The organism is Sphingobacterium sp., assembly GCF_032065005.1.
Lineage (GTDB): Bacteria > Bacteroidota > Bacteroidia > Sphingobacteriales > Sphingobacteriaceae > Sphingobacterium.
Window position 1 is genome coordinate 1 of record NZ_DAMBMM010000005.1, and the last position, 16,439, is coordinate 16,439.

Sequence of the window (16,439 nt, forward strand, 5' to 3'; positions counted from 1 at the left end):
CTTTACCGAAGGTAAAGGACCTGTACGCCAATGCGATCAATAATAATGTTGAACAAATTATGGGTTCGTATTTCTCCGAGATGCTTCGGTTAACCTCAGCATGACGCAAAAAATAAACATACTGACATTGCCCGCTTGGGTTCATTTGAAAAGTTTAAAACATTCTTTTTTATTGCACACTTTATATTCTGAACGATCAGTAAGGAATCTGTACGGTCCTCCACTCTACGACCCTGTCATTCTTTACCGAAGGTAAAGGACCTGTACGCCAATGCGATCAATAATAATGTTGAACAAATTATGGGTTCGTATTTCTCCGAGATGCTTCGGTTAACCTCAGCATGACGCAAAAAATAAACATACTGACATTGCCCGTTGGTGTTCACCTGAACAGTTGTAAATCATTCATTTTTATTGCACACTTCCGATTCTGAACGATCAGTAAGGAATATGTACGGTTCTCCATTAAAACCGCTTGTCATCCTTTACCGAAGGTAAAGGACCTGTACGCTAATGCAATCAATACTATTTTTGTACAAATAAGGGTTTGGAATATTCCTAAATGCTTTGGATGAACCTCTGCATGACACACAAAAAAACAAACTTACTGACATTGTCCGCTAGGGTTCTATCTTCAAAAATGTTTTTATTCTTCCTCAAAATTATATTTCAAGTCCCTAAAGTAATATACCTTATCCCTGATATTGATCTCTCGCAATACCCGACAAGGGTTACCTGCCGCAACCACATTATCGGGAATATCCTTGGTCACGACAGAGCCTGAACCAATAACTGTATTGCTGCCGATTTTTACCCCTGGATTAATTACGGTGTTTCCTCCGATCCAGACATTGTCACCAATTTCAATGGGTAGGGCATATTCCCAACCTTCAACCCGCAACACCGGATCTACCGGATGCCCAGCCGTAAATAAGCTCACATTCGGTGCGATCATCACATTATCCCCGATCTTTACCTTGGCACAGTCTAAAATGGTCAGGTTATAGTTGGAGTAGAAATTATCACCGATTTCAATATTGTATCCATAATCACAATAGAATGGCGGCTCAATAAAGAATCGGGATGTGGTCTTCCCAAACAATTGCTTGATGATCTGGTTTCTCCCCTTGATCTTTGTGGGGTCCATTAGATTGAACTTCTGTAATTCCACTTTTGCATGTTGCCTTTCCTTAAATAGTTCATCTCCCGAAGCGATATAAGGTTCGCCTGCGATCATCTTTTCTTTTGAGCTTTTATTCATCTGCTATACCTTGTTGATTACTGATTTAATATACAAAAATTGGCTGGCTCGAAGCAAAATTAGCGGCATAACTTGTAGGATTTTCTTTGTTGGGGATAAGATTTTGGCTAAGAATAAGCTTCGAGAGAAGCTTTACCCTGATTCGAGCCATATTCGGAAAATTCGAAATGTGTCTCGAATAAGGACAAAGTTTGAATGGGTAAATTGGCTAAAAAACTTTCTTAACAAGCCTTGCCTTTGCCCTTAAAAATTGGAGGTCTTTTAGATCGTCTGATCGAGTTCGGAATAAAGGTATGCAAAAGAGGCCTCGGATTTCTCGAGGCCTCTTCCAATATGTTGGATGAAATATTAGTTTTTGCTGATCACGAAGTTCTCTTTGGTAATCCTAACTTTCTTCAAGTTGACCAACCAATCATTAGATTCGTCGCGGTGACCTAATGCCAAGATGGTTACAGAACGTAATCCTAATTCATTAAGTCCTAGGAATTGGTCCAGTGCTTGGCTGTTAAAACCTTCCATCGGAGTGGCATCAACACGTTGTTCAGCAGCAGCGGCAATCGCGATACCGAAACCGATGTAGGCCTGGCGTGCGGCGTGTTCAAAATGCTGGTCTTTCGTCTGACTGTTAAACCTGGTCATCAAGTTGTTCTTATAGTCATTCGCGAAGCCAGCAGGCAATCCACGTTCTTGCTCCTGTTGTAAGAATACCGAATCCACGCGTTCTTGGGTGTATTCATCGTATGCTGCAAAGATCAACAGGTGTGAAGAGTCAACGATCTGCGATTGGTTATATGCCAATGGAAGGATCTGTTCTTTGATCTCTTGGTTGCTGATTTCGATCACCTTGAAAGGGTGTAATCCAGAAGAGGTAGGGGCAAGCCTAGCAGCCTCGGTTATGTAATCAATCTTCTCTTGTTCTACAGCCGCTCCTGTCATTTTTTTAGTAGCGTATCTCCATTGTAAATCTTGTAGTAAGCTCATTCTCTTGAAATTTATGATAGTATTTTACGTTAAATCAATATGGATTTGATATAGCCATCAATGGCGTCCGCTAGGACAGCCGATGGACATATGTTTTCCTTGCTGCTCAGGGCTAGCAAGTCCATGGCGACAATGCCATGCAGGATAGACCAAAGGGTCTTTAGTTTGAGGTATCGGTCAAGTTCCTTCTTTCCGCTGGCCTTGATCGCTTCATCGATCAGGGATAACATCAGGTTAGACACCCTTTTTATCTCTTCCGATTCATTGGTTTTTTCGCAGGTTGGGATTCCCAGGCCAAACATGATCTCATAATGTTTGGGGTATTTTGCAGCGAACAACCAATATCCAACCGAAAGCTGTTTGATCTTTGTTGCGATGTTTTCCTGAGGGTCTATCTCTTGATTGATGGAATCCAGTAATTGGATAAAACCTTCCTGTACAAAATAAGCAGCAATAGCCTCTTTATTTTCAAAATGCTTGTAGATCACGGGGACAGAATACTCGATGGCATCCGCAATCTTTCGGATGGAAAGTGAAGCCCAACCTTCTTTTTCGACGATTTCTCGGGAGCAGATGATGATCTGTTCTTTAAGTTCTTGCTGTTGTCTGAGTTTTCTTTCTGTAAGTCCCATGCTGCATTTAGTTAACAGTGTTAGCAAAAGTAACAATGATATTTAGATGTTGCAAACATCTATTAAAAACATACATCAAAATGACAATGAGCTTCGGGAAATAAATTCTAACTTTAAGGATGAACTTCTTAAAAAGTAAACGCAAGGTATCATTGGTCTTAGGCAGCGGAGGAGCTCGTGGACTGGTTCAAATTGGGGTAATTCGTAGTTTGGAGGAGAAAGGATATGAAATTGATGAGGTAGTAGGATGTTCGATCGGTTCTTTGATTGGGGCGGCCTATGTCGAAGGGAAAATGGGGAAACTGGAAGAATGGATGCGGTCCATTACCCGAAGGCAGGTCTTTAAACTGATGGATTTTACCAATCCAAAATTTGGGCTGCTCAAAGGCGAGCGGGTCTTTGAATCCCTGAAAGATATCTTCCCAGATAAGAACATCGAGGATATGGATATTCCATTTCGGGCCATCGCGACCGATATGGTAAGCGAAAAAGAAGTTGTGTTTGATAAAGGGAGCGTTTACAAAGCCATTCGGGCATCCATTGCCATTCCAGCTGTTTTTACCAGTATAGAAAGCGAGGACTGGAATCTGGTGGATGGAGGGGTCATCAATCCATTGCCCATCAACTATGTCAGGAGGAAGCGAAGGAACATCATTATTGCGGTCAATCTCGATGGCAAACCGGATGCTGAATACGGGCCATACAATGGTGCAAAAGGACTGAATGCCATATCCATGCTTCAGGAGTCCTATTTTATGATGCGGAGACGATTGAGCCAACTGTCGGTTGAACTGTACAAGCCCGATTATGTGATCAATATCCCCCATAATATCGCTGGGATTTGGGACTATGACAAAGCATCTTTTATGATCGAGAAAGGGAAGGAGCTTACGGACAGAGTGGTTCCTGATGTACCGATAAAAAAGAAGGAGACCAAGAAAAACAGTAAGACTCCTCAAGAAATAGAGAAAGAAAAAGAGGCCGTTTAATCGACCTCTAGCAATAATTTATTCATGTGGAGATTAAACTCCTCAGGATGTTCCAGGTTTGGAAGGTGTCCACAATCTTGCATTTCTATATATTTTGACCCCTTGATTCCTTTTGACAGTTCTTCCATGAGATTGGCAGGGGTGATCTTGTCTTCCTTTCCGCGAACCACTAAGGTGGGAATATTGATCTTTGGAAGGACTTCCGTAGTGTCCGTTCGGGCTGCCAGTGCCAGCAAGGTTGCACAGATGGATTCGATGCTGTTCCTTCGGATACTGCTCTTGATCAATTCTATAGCATCAGGGTTGGACTCTATGCTTTTTTTCGAGAACAGGTTGGCAATAAATCCAATGGCATAAGGTCTGCGACCATATTGCAGTACTGCCTGTATGGCATCAAAACGCTTCTGTTTACCTGCATTTTCATCGGGTTTGCTGTGGGTATCGGAGAGGATCAGTCCAGAAATCCGATCTGGATACAATTCATAGGCCCTTAGGGCTATATAGCCTCCCATGGAAACCCCACAGAGGACAGCTTTGTCAATTTCAAGTTTGCGCATGAATACGCCGAGGTCTTTAGCAAATACATCGATGGAAAAAAATCCATGACCTTTAGTTGTATTTCCATGTCCGCGAATATCGACTGCAATACCAGTAATGTTATCTTCTAAACTTTCGAGCTGATCTCGCCACATTTTTTTATTGAAGGGAAAACCATGTAGGAAAATGATCGTTTTTTCAGGTTGTTCGCTGGCCTTTTTGATATAATAGGAGATACTGATATCCCCAATCCGGATCTTGTTGCTTTTAATTATACGTTCCGCCATAATTTTAAATATATAAATATCAACACGATAAGCAAAATATAGTTTGAAAATGATTAAAAAAGGGAAAAAGGATTTGGAAAATCTAAAAAAGTCCCGATATTTGCGCCACCTCAAAGGACAATTTGTCCTTTAAAGAATGCGCTCATAGCTTAATTGGATAGAGCATCTGACTACGGATCAGAAGGTTAGGGGTTCGACTCCCTTTGAGCGCACTTTCTTTTATAAACACAGCCACAACATCTTCCTTTAAAAATTGAAATCCTCCACCGAAAAGGGGAAAAATAAGTCATTGAGGCTGAAAGGAATTGGTTTTAAATGTAAAAAAAAATTTTGCTGAGGATATTATTTCCTTATATTTGCATCACCAAAACAGAAAGGGCGTCAGTCGTATAGTATTGGTTGCCGCGCTCATAGCTTAATTGGATAGAGCATCTGACTACGGATCAGAAGGTTAGGGGTTCGACTCCCTTTGAGCGCACTTGGAAAGAGCCTAATTCTTATACGGGATTAGGCTTTTGTTTTTTTACATCTAAAAAAATAACAACACATTATGCTAAACCTAGTTTTATTCGGACCTCCGGGGGCAGGTAAGGGGACCCAATCGGCTAAATTGATCGATAAATATGCCTTGCACCATATTTCTACCGGAGATATGTTCAGAGGGCACATCAAAAATCAGACTCCACTGGGTAAAGAAGTGAGTCAGATCATTGCTGATGGTAATTTGGTTCCTGACTCGATTACAATTTCTATGTTGGAAGAAGAGTTGAAAAACAATCCTGAAGCTAAAGGGTTTATTTTTGATGGATTCCCACGTACAGTAGCTCAAGCAGAGGCATTGGATAAATTTTTGGAAGCGAACAATACGTCGATTACTGGAGTGATTGCATTGGATGTGGATGAAAATGAACTTACCCAGCGTATCGCTAAGCGTCAGGAGATTTCAGGACGTGCGGATGATGCAGCTGACAAATTGAAAAAACGTATCGAAGAATACTTCGGAAAGACCATTCATGTGTTGCCTTACTACGAAAACCAAGGTAAGTTGACAAAAGTGAACGGTATCGGTGAAATCGAAACGATTTTTGCCGACCTTTCAAACGTTATCGATAATTATTAATAAAAATATTCTGAATAGGGAGAGATATGGCTCAGGGGTCAAATTTTGTTGATTATGTAAAAGTATGTTGCCGTTCTGGACACGGAGGTGCCGGATCAGCCCATTTGCACCGTGATAAACACACGGCAAAAGGTGGACCTGACGGTGGTGATGGTGGTCGTGGTGGACATATTATCCTGAAAGGGTCGCATCAGCACTGGACTTTATTGCACCTGAAATTCAGAAAACATATTATTGCTGAAGCTGGTGAATCTGGGGGAAGTGCTTTGCGTACCGGTGCAAACGGAAAGGATGAAATCCTGGAGGTGCCACTGGGTACCGTTGTCAAGAATGCCGAAACTGGAGAGGTCCTATTCGAAATCACCGAAGATGGAGAAACCAAGATCTTGACGCCGGGAGGAAAAGGTGGTTTGGGTAACTGGCACTTTAAATCCTCTACCGTTCAAACACCAAGATTCGCTCAACCGGGCTTACCGGGCATAGAAGAGTGGATGATCCTAGAATTGAAGGTATTGGCAGATGTTGGTTTGGTGGGCTTCCCGAATGCAGGTAAGTCAACCCTTCTTTCTGTGGTATCGGCAGCAAAACCTGAAATTGCAGATTACCCCTTTACGACCTTAGTGCCAAATCTAGGTATCGTAAGTTACCGTGATGGGAAGTCATTTGTGATGGCAGACATCCCGGGGATTATCGAAGGGGCATCTGAAGGTAAAGGTTTAGGACACCGTTTCCTGAGACATATCGAAAGAAATTCAGTATTGCTTTTCTTGGTGCCTGCAGATACTGACCGTACTATCGCTGAAGAATACGAGATCCTTTTGAATGAATTGACCGCCTATAATCCGGAATTATTGGATAAGCCAAAGCTTTTGGCAATCAGTAAATCGGATATGCTGGATGAAGAACTGGAAAAGGAAATGGCCCTTCAAGTACCAAAAGGAATTCCTTACCTATTTATTTCTTCCGTTACCGGAAAAAATATCCAGCAACTGAAGGACATGATCTGGAAAGAAATCAATTCATAATATTAAAATATAGAAGCCATCGGAAGATGGCTTTTTTTGAACCAGGATTCAAGAGATTCGAGGATAGACCAAGATTATGGCGGACATTTCGCTGGAAATCTTTATTTTTTCTGTCATGTTGAGGAACGAAACATCTCGGAACAATCCAAACTTCCAAAAATAATTCCATCATTTATTTTGTCACATACAGTTTCTTAGCCCTCGGTTGTAACTGCGATTGGCGTACAGTTCCTTGACCGAAGGTCAAGGATGACAGGGTCGGTGGAAGGAGAATCTGTACGTAAATGTCCAAATACTGCTGTCATCCCCATCGAAGATGGAGGACCTGTACGCTTATACAAACAAAGTCATACAGCGGGCGTATGCGATACGCTCCTACCAACCCGTCGCTTAACTGTTTATTGATCTTGGTCCATCCTCCAATCTTTCAAATCCTGGTTCTTGCCCAAATCTTGGCCTATCCTCTTATCCCGTAGCCCGAGCGGAGCCGAGGGCAATCCTGGTTCAAACTCTCCCTCCAATCTCCTTTCTTTTCCTTATTTTCGCAACAATGGATTTATCATTAAAGGAATTTTTGGACCGTAAAGTGGAAGAGTTCAACCAACCGAATTTTATTCCTAATGACCCCATCAGTATTCCGCATCAATTTTCATTAAAGCAGGATATTGAAATCGTGGGATTCTTTGCGAGCATATTGGCTTGGGGACAACGGAAAACCATTATCAATAAATGTAATGAGCTTATCCAACGTATGGATGGCAGTCCCTATGATTTTATGCTCAACCATCAGGAGCATGATCTGAAAAATATGTTGGGTTTCAAGCATAGGACCTTCAACGATACCGATCTCCTTTACTTCATCAGCTTTTTCCATTACCATTACCATCATTTCAATAGCTTGGAAGATGCTTTTTTACAGATTGAGGAAGGAGAGGAGTTTACTGTGGAGCAATCCTTAAATGGTTTCAAATCCTATTTTTTCTCCTTGGCGGATTTTCCGGAAAGGACCCGTAAGCATGTGAGTTCGCCAATGCAGAAATCAAGTTGTAAGCGTTTGAATATGTTTCTGCGTTGGATGGTAAGGAAAGATGATAAGGGCGTGGATTTCGGGATCTGGAACAGGATTGATGCCAAAGACCTGATCTGTCCATGCGATGTGCATGTGGAAAGGGTAGGCCGGAAGTTCGGGTTGATCCAATCGGATAAGGTAAATTGGAAAACAGCCTTGGAACTGACCGAAAATCTGCGCTTACTGGATTCCAAGGATCCTGTTAAATATGATTTTGCCTTGTTTGGACTGGGAGTTGCAGGCGAGTTATAGGCACTTAGTAAAAGGGGATATACATTTCCTTGTGCTTACCCGCATCCTTATATTCGAATTCATCAGATATATATTCAAAGCCCATATCCAAATAAAAGGGGTATGCTATTTCTCGGGCAATGCACCATAGATAATCTCCATGCAACTGGGATTTGATATGGTCGATCGCAGCCCCTAATAATTCTTTTGCATAGCCTTTTCGTCTGGCCTCAGGGGCAGTTGCCATTCCCCGCAAACGGTAGCCTTCATGTGGAAGCTTGGGATTGTTGGTTTTGTGGACGGTCAGGACACATTGTAACTGGTTTTCATCGTCATACAGCCCTAAATGGAAGCTGTCTGGCCTTAAATCTTCGGGGTTGACACAAAGTTCCAGAGCTTTGCCTTTTTGCAATACAGCGCTTCTTAACGGCAAAGCATCATCAACTTGGATAAACCTGATCATCGATTCGATAATTTTTGGAGAATATCCACCAAGCGATTAGAATAGCCAAATTCATTGTCATACCAGCCTACTACTTTGACCAAACCACCGACAATACTGGTAAGTTCCGAATCAAAGACGCAGGAGTAGGGATTATTGATGATATCGACAGAGACGATGGGATCCTCGGTATAGTATAGTACATCCTTTAATTCACCTTCTGCAGCTTCCTTAAATTTCTGGTTGATTTCTTCCACCGTAGTTTTTTTGGCAAGGTTGCAGGTGAAGTCCGTTAGAGAGCCATTTAGGACAGGCACCCTGATTCCGGCGCCTCCAAGTTTACCATCCAGATGTTTGAATACATTGGTTATGGCTTTTGCAGCTCCGGTAGTTGTCGGTATAATGGATGCAGATGCCGCCCTAGACCTTCGGAGGTCACGATGGGGTGCATCATGGAGATTTTGATCGCCGGTCATGGAATGCACCGTTGTGATATAGCCATCTACTATTTCCCAGTTTTCATCCAAGATCTTGATCAGTGGCGCGACATTGTTGGTGGTACAGGATGCATTGGAGAAAATTGGGGTATTCCAATCAAAATCCTTATCGTTGATGCCTAATACTACGGTAGGGATCTCTTTGTCAGGGGAAGGGGCAGAGATGAGCACCTGTTTGGCTCCAGCGTCCAGATGTTTTGCTGCCAATTCTGCCTTGACAAAGAAGCCTGTGGATTCTACAACAAGGTCAATGTTTAAGTCTTTCCAAGGAAGGTCTTCTGGATTCCTCTGGTTCAAGATCACAATGGATTTGCCATCAATGATCAAATGGTTTCCGTCAAAATCTACCGTTCGATTCAATGGTCCGTGGACCGAATCGTATTTGAATAAATGTGCCAATGTTTTTGCGTCTGCAAGATCATTAATGGCTACAACCTCGATCTGGTTAAGGTTTCTGTTCAGTAGATTTCTGAGGGTATGGCGACCGATACGGCCAAAACCATTGATGGCAATTCTCATTATTTGTTAAATTCAGCGATTACTTCATTGATGTTTTTTTCACCTTCCCAATAAGTTTTCAATTGGCCATCAGGACCATAAACATAATTGGCAGGGAACATATTCGGGATATGGAATTTCTGTACGAACTCTTGGTTTCTGTCCCACAGCATTTGAACATTTGGTTTTCCGTCAAGTTCCTTACCGAAGGTAGTGAAGAACTGCGCCATTAGAGCTGGGTCATTCATGGATACATAGATCACATTGATGTCCTTGATCTTATCGTAATTCTTTGCTAAACCTTTGGTTTCATTTTGACAGTGGCTACATCCTGGATCGAACAGTACGAATACGGTATTCTTTCCAGCAGGCAGATCGGCCTTGGTATAGGAGATTCCAGATTTTACTTTATAGAAATTGAACTCAGGGATACTCAATGCTGCAGCTTTTGTTGTTTGTGGTGCAGCAGGAGCAGGGGTGCTTGATTGTGCCGTGTGCTCGTGAGCAGAGTGGTCATGGGCAGCATGGTCATGGCCGGCATGTTCATCATGTGCTTCCGTATTTTCTGTTTTCTGCGCTTGGTTATTGCATCCCACAGCTAATACACCTAAAGAAAGGCAAAGAGAGGATAGGATTAATTTATTTCTCATGTCTTGTGTTTAAGATTCAAAACTAATAAAAAATATAGAGTATGCCGGCTGTGATGATAGAATAAACATTATTTTGACATAATAAAAGGCGTATTCTGACGGAAGGATTTAGGATGGCATAAAAAAAGGCCCTGAATTTTCAGGGCCTTCTATTTTTCAGGTAGATTCCAAGTATTATGGAGTTACTACTTTAGCTTGTTTTTTGTCTTTTTCTTTTGCAGAGTCTGCTAAGTGTTTACCAGCACTTAGGTCATAAATAGCAGGAGCTGCCAAGAAGATCGAAGAGTAAGTAGCTACTACGATACCCACAAGGATAGCGAATGAGAAACCACGGATAACCTCGCCACCAAAGACGAACAATACAGCTAACACGAAGATTACAGTCAATGATGTAATTACGGTACGGCTCAATGTAGAGTTGATCGCTTTGTTGATGGTAGTTCCCATATCTTCATGGTGTGCATTTGGTTTCTTCAAGTATTCACGAAGACGGTCAAATACAACCACCGTATCGTTCACCGAGTAACCTAATACGGTTAGGATCGCTGCAACGAAGTGTTGGTCAATATCCAATGAGAACGGTACGATACCATCTAAGATCGAGAATAGACCCAATAGGATGATCGCATCGTGAACTGTTGCAATAGCTGCACCAGCTGAATATTGCCATTTGTGGAAACGAATCAAGATATATGCAGCAATTACGATAATCGATAAGATTGACGCATAGATAGCACGGTCGCGGATGTCACTTGCAATGGTTGGTCCTACTTTTTGTTGCGATAGGATTTCGTATTTGTTTCCTTGAATTTTAGAAAGTCCTTCATTCAATTTACCTAATACTTCATTGTCAGCTTCATCGCTTGTTTCTTCAATATGGTAAGAAGTAGTGATACGCAATTGGTTTTCACTACCGAAGGTCTTAACCTCTGTTGTTGTACCAAATACATTGTCTAGGTTCTCACGAACATTATCAGGAACAACGTTTTGATCATAACGTACGGTATATGTACGACCACCTTGGAAGTCAACTCCGTAAGAGAAACCTTTGAGCATGATGGCAGCAAATGAAAGGATCACCGCTATAACTGAAATTCCGTATGCAACTTTTCTTTTCTTGATGAATTGGAAGTTGGCATTTTTCAAGGTATGATTTGACCAAGGGAATGACAAAGTGATTTTCATGTCTTTGCTCAACATGTATTCGAAAATCAAACGAGTGATGAAGATCGCTGTGAACAGAGAGGTAATAATACCGATCATTAACGTCGTTGCAAAACCTTGGATAGGACCAGAACCTGTAAAGAATAGGATCAAACCTACCAAGAATGTAGTGATCTGCGAGTCAAGGATCGAAGGCATGGCATGTTTATAACCATCGGCAACAATCTGACGAGGAGATTTACCCAAAGCCTGTTCCTCACGCATACGCTCATAGATCAGTACGTTTGCATCCACCGCGGTTCCCATTGTCAATACGATACCTGCGATACCCGGCAAGGTCAGTACAGCATTCAAGGAAGCAAGAACTCCCATTAAGAAGAATACGTTGAAGATTACCGCGATATTCGCTGCGATACCAGCACGGTTGTAATAAGCGATCATGAACGCCATAACAACGATAATACCGATAACAGCTGAGTTCACACCTGAATCAATCGCTACTTGACCTAATGAAGGACCTACGATAGCTTCTTCCACGATCTTAGCAGTTGTTGGAAGCCTACCAGCTTTCAATACGTTAGCTAAATCTTTGGTGTCTTCAATAGTGAAGTTACCTGAGATCTGAGAGTTACCGTTAGGGATTTCCTCGTTTACACCAGGAGCAGAATACACGACACCATCCAATACGATAGCGATTGCATCTCTGTTTTGTGCCGCTTGAGCAGTCACACGTTTCCATTGACGAGCACCATCAGCGTTCATTTCCATAGAAACGATAGGGCTGTTTTGTTGGTCGAATCCGTCACGAGCATCGGTAATTACCTCACCCGTCATTACAGGACCGTTTTCAGCACCAGTAGTTTTGATAGCATATAGCGAAAGGAAATCCTTTGCATTGTTTTCAGGTTTTACAGCCCATAACAATTTCAAGTTACCCGGGATAATCGATTTTACCTCTGGACGAGCAAGCAAAGCATTTACTTTAGCAGTGTCTTTCAAGTTAGCATATCCTACCACAGCACCAGGAGCCAATTGTTGTTGGCCGTTTTGGCTGAAGGTAGAAGGAGATAATACGGCAAATAGAGGATTGTCTGCTAGAGCAGCTGCATTAGGTTGAGCTGAAGAGTCAGCTGTTGCAGAGTCAGTAGACTTTTGGTTAGCCCCTAATTTTGCCAATAGGTTATCTTCTTTCTTAGTGCTGTCTGCAGCTGTAGTAGCAGCAGTAGAATCAGAAGCAACAGTTGCAGCTGGTTTATTAGCTTTCAAAGTTGTTGCCAAGGTTCTGTTCACATTTTCTAATAAAGAATATACCTGAGGGTTTTGGTAAGTTTCGTAGAATTCCAATTTCGCAGAACCTTGTAAAAGCTTACGAACACGTTCTTCATCGTTTACACCAGGTAATTCGATCAAGATACGGTTGGTTCCTTGTTGGATTTGGATGTTTGGAGAAGCTACACCGAATTTATCGATACGCGTACGCAAAACTTTATAGGAGTTTTGGATGGCGTTGTCAGCTTCTTTGTCCAAGAAATTACGGACATCCGATTCAGAGCTGTTACCAGAGATTACAGCGGAGTTATCTTTTGTAGCAAAGAAAGAAGCAATCGGCGTGCTTGCACCAGTAGCTTTATATTCATTTAAAAATAAATCAATCAACGAAGTGTTGGTCGTTTTACTTTTTTTCACTGCATTTTCTAATGCTTTGTTGAAGTTTGCATCCTTAGGATTGTCTGCTAAATTGGCAATCAATTCGTTCAATGAAATTTCCATTGTAACGTTCATACCACCTTTTAGGTCCAAGCCTAGCGCAATTTCATTGGATTTTGCTTCGCGATAAGTGAATTTAGCAATACCTATATTATATACTTCCTCACCAGCAATGGAATCTAGGTAGGCTTTTTCTTTAGCCATGTCGCCTTTGGCGTATTCCGCTGCGTCTTTCTCAACTTTTCTAGTTACAAAAGTGAATGATAAGGAGTAGAGGCACGCTAAGGAAACCACTATCACCAAAAATTTAATCAGCCCTTTACTCATTGTCTAATCGTAATAAATTATGGTTTTTTATGTTTTTTTTAAGCTTAATAATATTTTACCAAGATTCGCAAAGGTATAAAAAAATTATATAATGAAAATAGTATATCAAACTTAATACGGAAAAAGTTGTTATTAAATATTGTCTTCATTTTCAATTAGAATGGAATCGTCAAATTCCTAATTTTCTGTATTATTATTGGGTTAAACATATTGGCGATAACCTAGCAATCTTTTCCACAATCTTCTGACTAATGCCTTGTTCAATTACCCTAAAATGCCCTGAATTCAGGGATGTTTTCCTTTGATCCATTTCGATAAGTTTGCAGCACTGATCGATGATCATTGACTAATAACTAACTATTAAATAAATAAACAATAATAATATGGAGAGAAATGATTTGAAATTGAACGAAGAAAAGATTCAGGACAATAAGACATTAGGTGTCGTATCCTACTTGACTTGGATTGGTTTGTTAGTGGCATTTTTGATGAACAGGGACAAGAACGATCCCTTTGTCAAGTTTCATATTCGCCAAAACCTAGGCTTGTTTATCCTTGGCCTTGTTGCTGGGGTATTGCACTATATACCTGGAGTAGGAGGGATTGTAGCTTATGTAGTCTTCACCGCACTGTTTATCTTTTGGGTAATCGGATTGATCGGAGCTATCAATGGGAAGGAAAATGCAGTTCCAGTGGTTGGACCCATGTTCCAGGAATGGTTCAAGGGTTTTTAGTGTCTAGGATTTGATCCATTAAAAAAGGCTTTTCGCTATCCGAAAAGCCTTTTTTATACATTTTAATTCAGCTTATTTCAAAGTGAATTTAAATCCTAAGCTAAAACGAGCAGCTTCGAAGTTTGATTCGTGAGAAAGGTTCCACCAAGGTTTCCAGTCAAAATGTAATGCTAAAGGAGCAGCAGGGATTTTGTACTCAAGACCAGCAGCTGGACGTACAGCAAACCAAGTCTCATCACCACCGAAACCTAACTGAGGACCAACACCTACATACCATCCTAAGCCGTTAGTACCAGCGAATTGTTGGTTGTAAGAGTAGTCAGCTCCAACTGCGGTGAAGTTATCACCGAATAAAACTTGCGCGTTACCAGCATTGTTGCCACCGAATGAATGTTTGATCTGTGGACCGAACAAAGTAGCGCCATCACCTAAGTCAATAGCTAAACCGATTGCTGTTTTATAAGGAGTCTGAGCTTTTGCTTCGTTAAAACCAAAAACTAATGCAGCTGCAGCTGCTAATGATAGTAATGTCTTTTTCATAAATATTGTGTTAATTAAACTTTAATTTATACATGATTAGCAATTAGCTTGCCAAAAATTTAACATTCCTTTAACTAATTGCTCAATTACCTGTTTTCCGGTAGTTATGCCTGAATGTCGATTTTATGTAAATAGTTATTTAGAGTTTTATTATTTTATAAATTTTCGTAAATTTGCCTCGCAAATAGGAAACCCCATTTAATATTTGCTATGCAATTAGATCCACAAAAATTCGTACAAGAAGGACTTACCTACGACGATGTATTATTAATTCCTGCATATTCAGAAATCTTACCTCGTGACGTTGACACAAGTACATTCTTAACTAAGAAAATCAAATTAAATATTCCTTTGGTATCGGCCGCTATGGACACCGTAACAGGTGCTGATCTAGCGATAGCGATTGCTCAGGCAGGCGGAATCGGTATGTTACACAAGAATATGACCATCGCGGAACAAGCTGCTGAAGTGCGCAAAGTAAAGCGTTCTGAAAGCGGAATGATCCAAGATCCGGTTACCTTATTGGAAAATGCCACGGTAGGTGATGCTTTTCAGATCATGAAAGATCATAAAATCGGTGGTATTCCGGTTATTAATTTGGAAAGCAAATTGGTTGGGATTGTTACAAACCGTGACCTTCGCTTCCAAAAAGACATGGCTCGCCCGATAAGTGAGCTGATGACCAAAACCAATTTGGTGGTTGCACCTGAAGGGACCGATTTGATCAAGGCTGAAGAGATCCTTCAGAACCATAAGATTGAAAAACTTCCTGTAGTTGATACAAACGGTGTCTTGAAAGGATTGATTACTTTTAAAGACATTCAAAAATACAAACACTATCCAAATGCAGCAAAAGATGAACATGGTCGTCTATTGGTTGGTGCAGCGGTAGGGGTTACTCCAGATACCCTAGAACGTGTTGAAGCTTTAGTTAAAGCAGGTGTTGATGTGGTTACCATTGATACTGCACACGGACATTCCCTAGGGGTTATCAATAAATTGAAAGAGGTAAAGGCTGCATATCCGAACCTACAGGTGATCGTCGGGAACATTGCAACGGGAGATGCGGCGAAAATGTTAGCAGACGCTGGTGCAGATGCGGTTAAAGTGGGTATTGGTCCCGGATCAATCTGTACAACCCGTATCATTGCTGGTGTAGGTGTTCCTCAATTGTATGCCGTTTATGAAGTTGCTAAGGCTTTAAAAGGAACTGGAGTTCCTTTGATCGCTGACGGTGGTATCAAACAGACCGGAGATATTGCGAAAGCAATTGCTGCCGGCGCAAATACCATTATGGCTGGTTCATTGTTTGCCGGTGTTGAAGAAGCACCGGGGGAAACTATCCTATTAGAAGGTAGAAAATTTAAGTCCTATCGTGGAATGGGTTCTGTAGAAGCTATGGAAAAAGGCTCTAAAGACCGTTATTTCCAAGATGTGGAAGATGATATCAAGAAATTGGTTCCAGAAGGAATCGTAGGTCGTGTACCATATAAAGGGACCTTGGCAGAAGTAGTTTACCAATATATTGGTGGATTACGTGCTTCCATGGGTTACTGTGGTGCTGCAACCATTGAAAAATTACAAGAAGCGAAGTTTGTTCGTATCACAGGTGCCGGATTGCGTGAGTCTCATCCTCATAACATCCAAATCACTAAAGAGGCACCAAACTACAACAGTAGAGGATAAGCTCGCCTCCATGGGGTATTTAAACAGGGTTATGGTTTTGCCATAACCCTGTTTTGTTTATG

15 protein-coding genes and 2 tRNA genes are annotated in these 16,439 nt (G+C 41.4%); 8 read left to right on the forward strand and 9 right to left on the reverse strand.

The genetic code is table 11. The features are described 5' to 3' along the window. Positions 1-646: 646 nt before the first annotated feature. From RT138_RS09545 to RT138_RS09555, 3 genes are all read right to left on the reverse strand, one after another. Positions 647-1,261 (reverse strand): sugar O-acetyltransferase, encoded by a 615-nt coding sequence (locus tag RT138_RS09545; RefSeq protein ID WP_313190481.1) that lies wholly within the window; start codon positions 1,259-1,261, stop codon positions 647-649. A gap of 348 nt (positions 1,262-1,609) precedes the next feature. Further along, entirely contained in the window at positions 1,610-2,242 is a 633-nt protein-coding gene (locus tag RT138_RS09550; protein ID WP_313190482.1) for a nitroreductase family protein, read from the reverse strand. Positions 2,243-2,271: 29 nt separating this feature from the next. Further along, positions 2,272-2,874 carry a TetR/AcrR family transcriptional regulator gene (locus tag RT138_RS09555; RefSeq protein WP_313190483.1) on the reverse strand — a complete coding sequence of 201 codons (603 nt, stop codon included), beginning with the start codon at positions 2,872-2,874 and terminating at the stop codon, positions 2,272-2,274. A gap of 119 nt (positions 2,875-2,993) precedes the next feature. Between RT138_RS09555 and RT138_RS09560 the strand changes: the two genes are divergently transcribed. Then, positions 2,994-3,863: a patatin-like phospholipase family protein gene (locus tag RT138_RS09560; protein WP_313190484.1), complete on the forward strand. Its 870-nt coding sequence runs from the start codon at positions 2,994-2,996 to the stop codon at positions 3,861-3,863. On the opposite strand, the gene RT138_RS09565 is transcribed toward RT138_RS09560, so the two are convergent. Then, positions 3,860-4,687: an alpha/beta fold hydrolase gene (locus RT138_RS09565; protein ID WP_313190485.1), complete on the reverse strand. Its 828-nt coding sequence runs from the start codon at positions 4,685-4,687 to the stop codon at positions 3,860-3,862. The two genes, RT138_RS09560 and RT138_RS09565, sit on opposite strands and share 4 nt — an antisense overlap. A 138-nt stretch (positions 4,688-4,825) precedes the next feature. On the opposite strand from RT138_RS09565, the gene RT138_RS09570 reads away from it, so the two are divergent. The 5 genes from RT138_RS09570 (at position 4,826) to RT138_RS09590 (ending at position 8,153) form a co-directional block, all read left to right on the forward strand. Next, positions 4,826-4,899: transfer RNA gene (locus tag RT138_RS09570), tRNA-Arg, on the forward strand. A gap of 192 nt (positions 4,900-5,091) precedes the next feature. After that, a tRNA-Arg gene (locus RT138_RS09575) sits at positions 5,092-5,165 on the forward strand. Between the two features lie 72 nt (positions 5,166-5,237). Next, positions 5,238-5,807 carry an adenylate kinase gene (locus RT138_RS09580; protein WP_185211480.1) on the forward strand — a complete coding sequence of 190 codons (570 nt, stop codon included), beginning with the start codon at positions 5,238-5,240 and terminating at the stop codon, positions 5,805-5,807. 26 nt (positions 5,808-5,833) lie between these two features. After that, positions 5,834-6,832 carry a GTPase ObgE gene (obgE, locus tag RT138_RS09585; protein ID WP_313190486.1) on the forward strand — a complete coding sequence of 333 codons (999 nt, stop codon included), beginning with the start codon at positions 5,834-5,836 and terminating at the stop codon, positions 6,830-6,832. Between the two features lie 550 nt (positions 6,833-7,382). Then, entirely contained in the window at positions 7,383-8,153 is a 771-nt protein-coding gene (locus tag RT138_RS09590; protein WP_313190487.1) for a TIGR02757 family protein, read from the forward strand. A gap of 4 nt (positions 8,154-8,157) precedes the next feature. Here RT138_RS09590 and RT138_RS09595 read toward each other — a convergent pair whose 3' ends face one another. The 4 genes from RT138_RS09595 to secDF all read right to left on the reverse strand — a co-directional run bounded on the left by RT138_RS09595 (position 8,158) and on the right by secDF (position 13,417). Then, a complete protein-coding gene (locus tag RT138_RS09595) occupies positions 8,158-8,595 on the reverse strand; it encodes a GNAT family N-acetyltransferase (RefSeq protein ID WP_313190488.1) in 438 nt (145 codons plus the stop codon). Continuing rightward, positions 8,592-9,590 carry a type I glyceraldehyde-3-phosphate dehydrogenase gene (gene gap, locus RT138_RS09600; protein WP_313190489.1) on the reverse strand — a complete coding sequence of 333 codons (999 nt, stop codon included), beginning with the start codon at positions 9,588-9,590 and terminating at the stop codon, positions 8,592-8,594. The genes RT138_RS09595 and gap overlap by 4 nt, the downstream gene beginning before the upstream one ends. Continuing rightward, positions 9,590-10,219 (reverse strand): redoxin domain-containing protein, encoded by a 630-nt coding sequence (locus RT138_RS09605; protein WP_313190490.1) that lies wholly within the window; start codon positions 10,217-10,219, stop codon positions 9,590-9,592. Before RT138_RS09605 ends, gap begins: the two co-directional genes overlap by 1 nt. A 174-nt stretch (positions 10,220-10,393) precedes the next feature. Then, the gene (gene secDF / locus RT138_RS09610) at positions 10,394-13,417 is read right to left on the reverse strand and encodes a protein translocase subunit SecDF (protein WP_313190491.1); all 3,024 of its coding nucleotides are present in this window, start codon (positions 13,415-13,417) and stop codon (positions 10,394-10,396) included. A gap of 383 nt (positions 13,418-13,800) precedes the next feature. Here secDF and RT138_RS09615 point away from each other — a divergent pair, with 383 nt between their 5' ends. Next, positions 13,801-14,151, forward strand: coding sequence for a DUF4870 domain-containing protein (locus RT138_RS09615; protein ID WP_313190492.1), 351 nt, complete (start codon positions 13,801-13,803; stop codon positions 14,149-14,151). Positions 14,152-14,223: 72 nt separating this feature from the next. On the opposite strand, the gene RT138_RS09620 is transcribed toward RT138_RS09615, so the two are convergent. Next, entirely contained in the window at positions 14,224-14,691 is a 468-nt protein-coding gene (locus RT138_RS09620) for a hypothetical protein (protein ID WP_093095147.1), read from the reverse strand. A gap of 210 nt (positions 14,692-14,901) precedes the next feature. Here RT138_RS09620 and guaB point away from each other — a divergent pair, with 210 nt between their 5' ends. Continuing rightward, positions 14,902-16,377, forward strand: coding sequence for an IMP dehydrogenase (gene guaB / locus RT138_RS09625; protein ID WP_093095148.1), 1,476 nt, complete (start codon positions 14,902-14,904; stop codon positions 16,375-16,377). Positions 16,378-16,439: the final 62 nt, after the last annotated feature.

Excerpts from the sequence above, each read along its gene's own strand:
- RT138_RS09605 (WP_313190490.1), bottom strand. The coding sequence starts at position 10,219 with ATGAGAAATAAATTAATCCTATCCTCTCTTTGCCTTTCTTTAGGTGTA.
- RT138_RS09590 (WP_313190487.1), top strand. The coding sequence starts at position 7,383 with ATGGATTTATCATTAAAGGAATTTTTGGACCGTAAAGTGGAAGAGTTC.
- secDF (WP_313190491.1), bottom strand. The coding sequence starts at position 13,417 with ATGAGTAAAGGGCTGATTAAATTTTTGGTGATAGTGGTTTCCTTAGCG.
- obgE (WP_313190486.1), top strand. The coding sequence starts at position 5,834 with ATGGCTCAGGGGTCAAATTTTGTTGATTATGTAAAAGTATGTTGCCGT.
- RT138_RS09550 (WP_313190482.1), bottom strand. The coding sequence starts at position 2,242 with ATGAGCTTACTACAAGATTTACAATGGAGATACGCTACTAAAAAAATG.
- RT138_RS09555 (WP_313190483.1), bottom strand. The coding sequence starts at position 2,874 with ATGGGACTTACAGAAAGAAAACTCAGACAACAGCAAGAACTTAAAGAA.
- RT138_RS09615 (WP_313190492.1), top strand. The coding sequence starts at position 13,801 with ATGGAGAGAAATGATTTGAAATTGAACGAAGAAAAGATTCAGGACAAT.
- RT138_RS09560 (WP_313190484.1), top strand. The coding sequence starts at position 2,994 with ATGAACTTCTTAAAAAGTAAACGCAAGGTATCATTGGTCTTAGGCAGC.
- guaB (WP_093095148.1), top strand. The coding sequence starts at position 14,902 with ATGCAATTAGATCCACAAAAATTCGTACAAGAAGGACTTACCTACGAC.
- gap (WP_313190489.1), bottom strand. The coding sequence starts at position 9,590 with ATGAGAATTGCCATCAATGGTTTTGGCCGTATCGGTCGCCATACCCTC.
- RT138_RS09580 (WP_185211480.1), top strand. The coding sequence starts at position 5,238 with ATGCTAAACCTAGTTTTATTCGGACCTCCGGGGGCAGGTAAGGGGACC.
- RT138_RS09545 (WP_313190481.1), bottom strand. The coding sequence starts at position 1,261 with ATGAATAAAAGCTCAAAAGAAAAGATGATCGCAGGCGAACCTTATATC.
- RT138_RS09595 (WP_313190488.1), bottom strand. The coding sequence starts at position 8,595 with ATGATCAGGTTTATCCAAGTTGATGATGCTTTGCCGTTAAGAAGCGCT.
- RT138_RS09565 (WP_313190485.1), bottom strand. The coding sequence starts at position 4,687 with ATGGCGGAACGTATAATTAAAAGCAACAAGATCCGGATTGGGGATATC.
- RT138_RS09620 (WP_093095147.1), bottom strand. The coding sequence starts at position 14,691 with ATGAAAAAGACATTACTATCATTAGCAGCTGCAGCTGCATTAGTTTTT.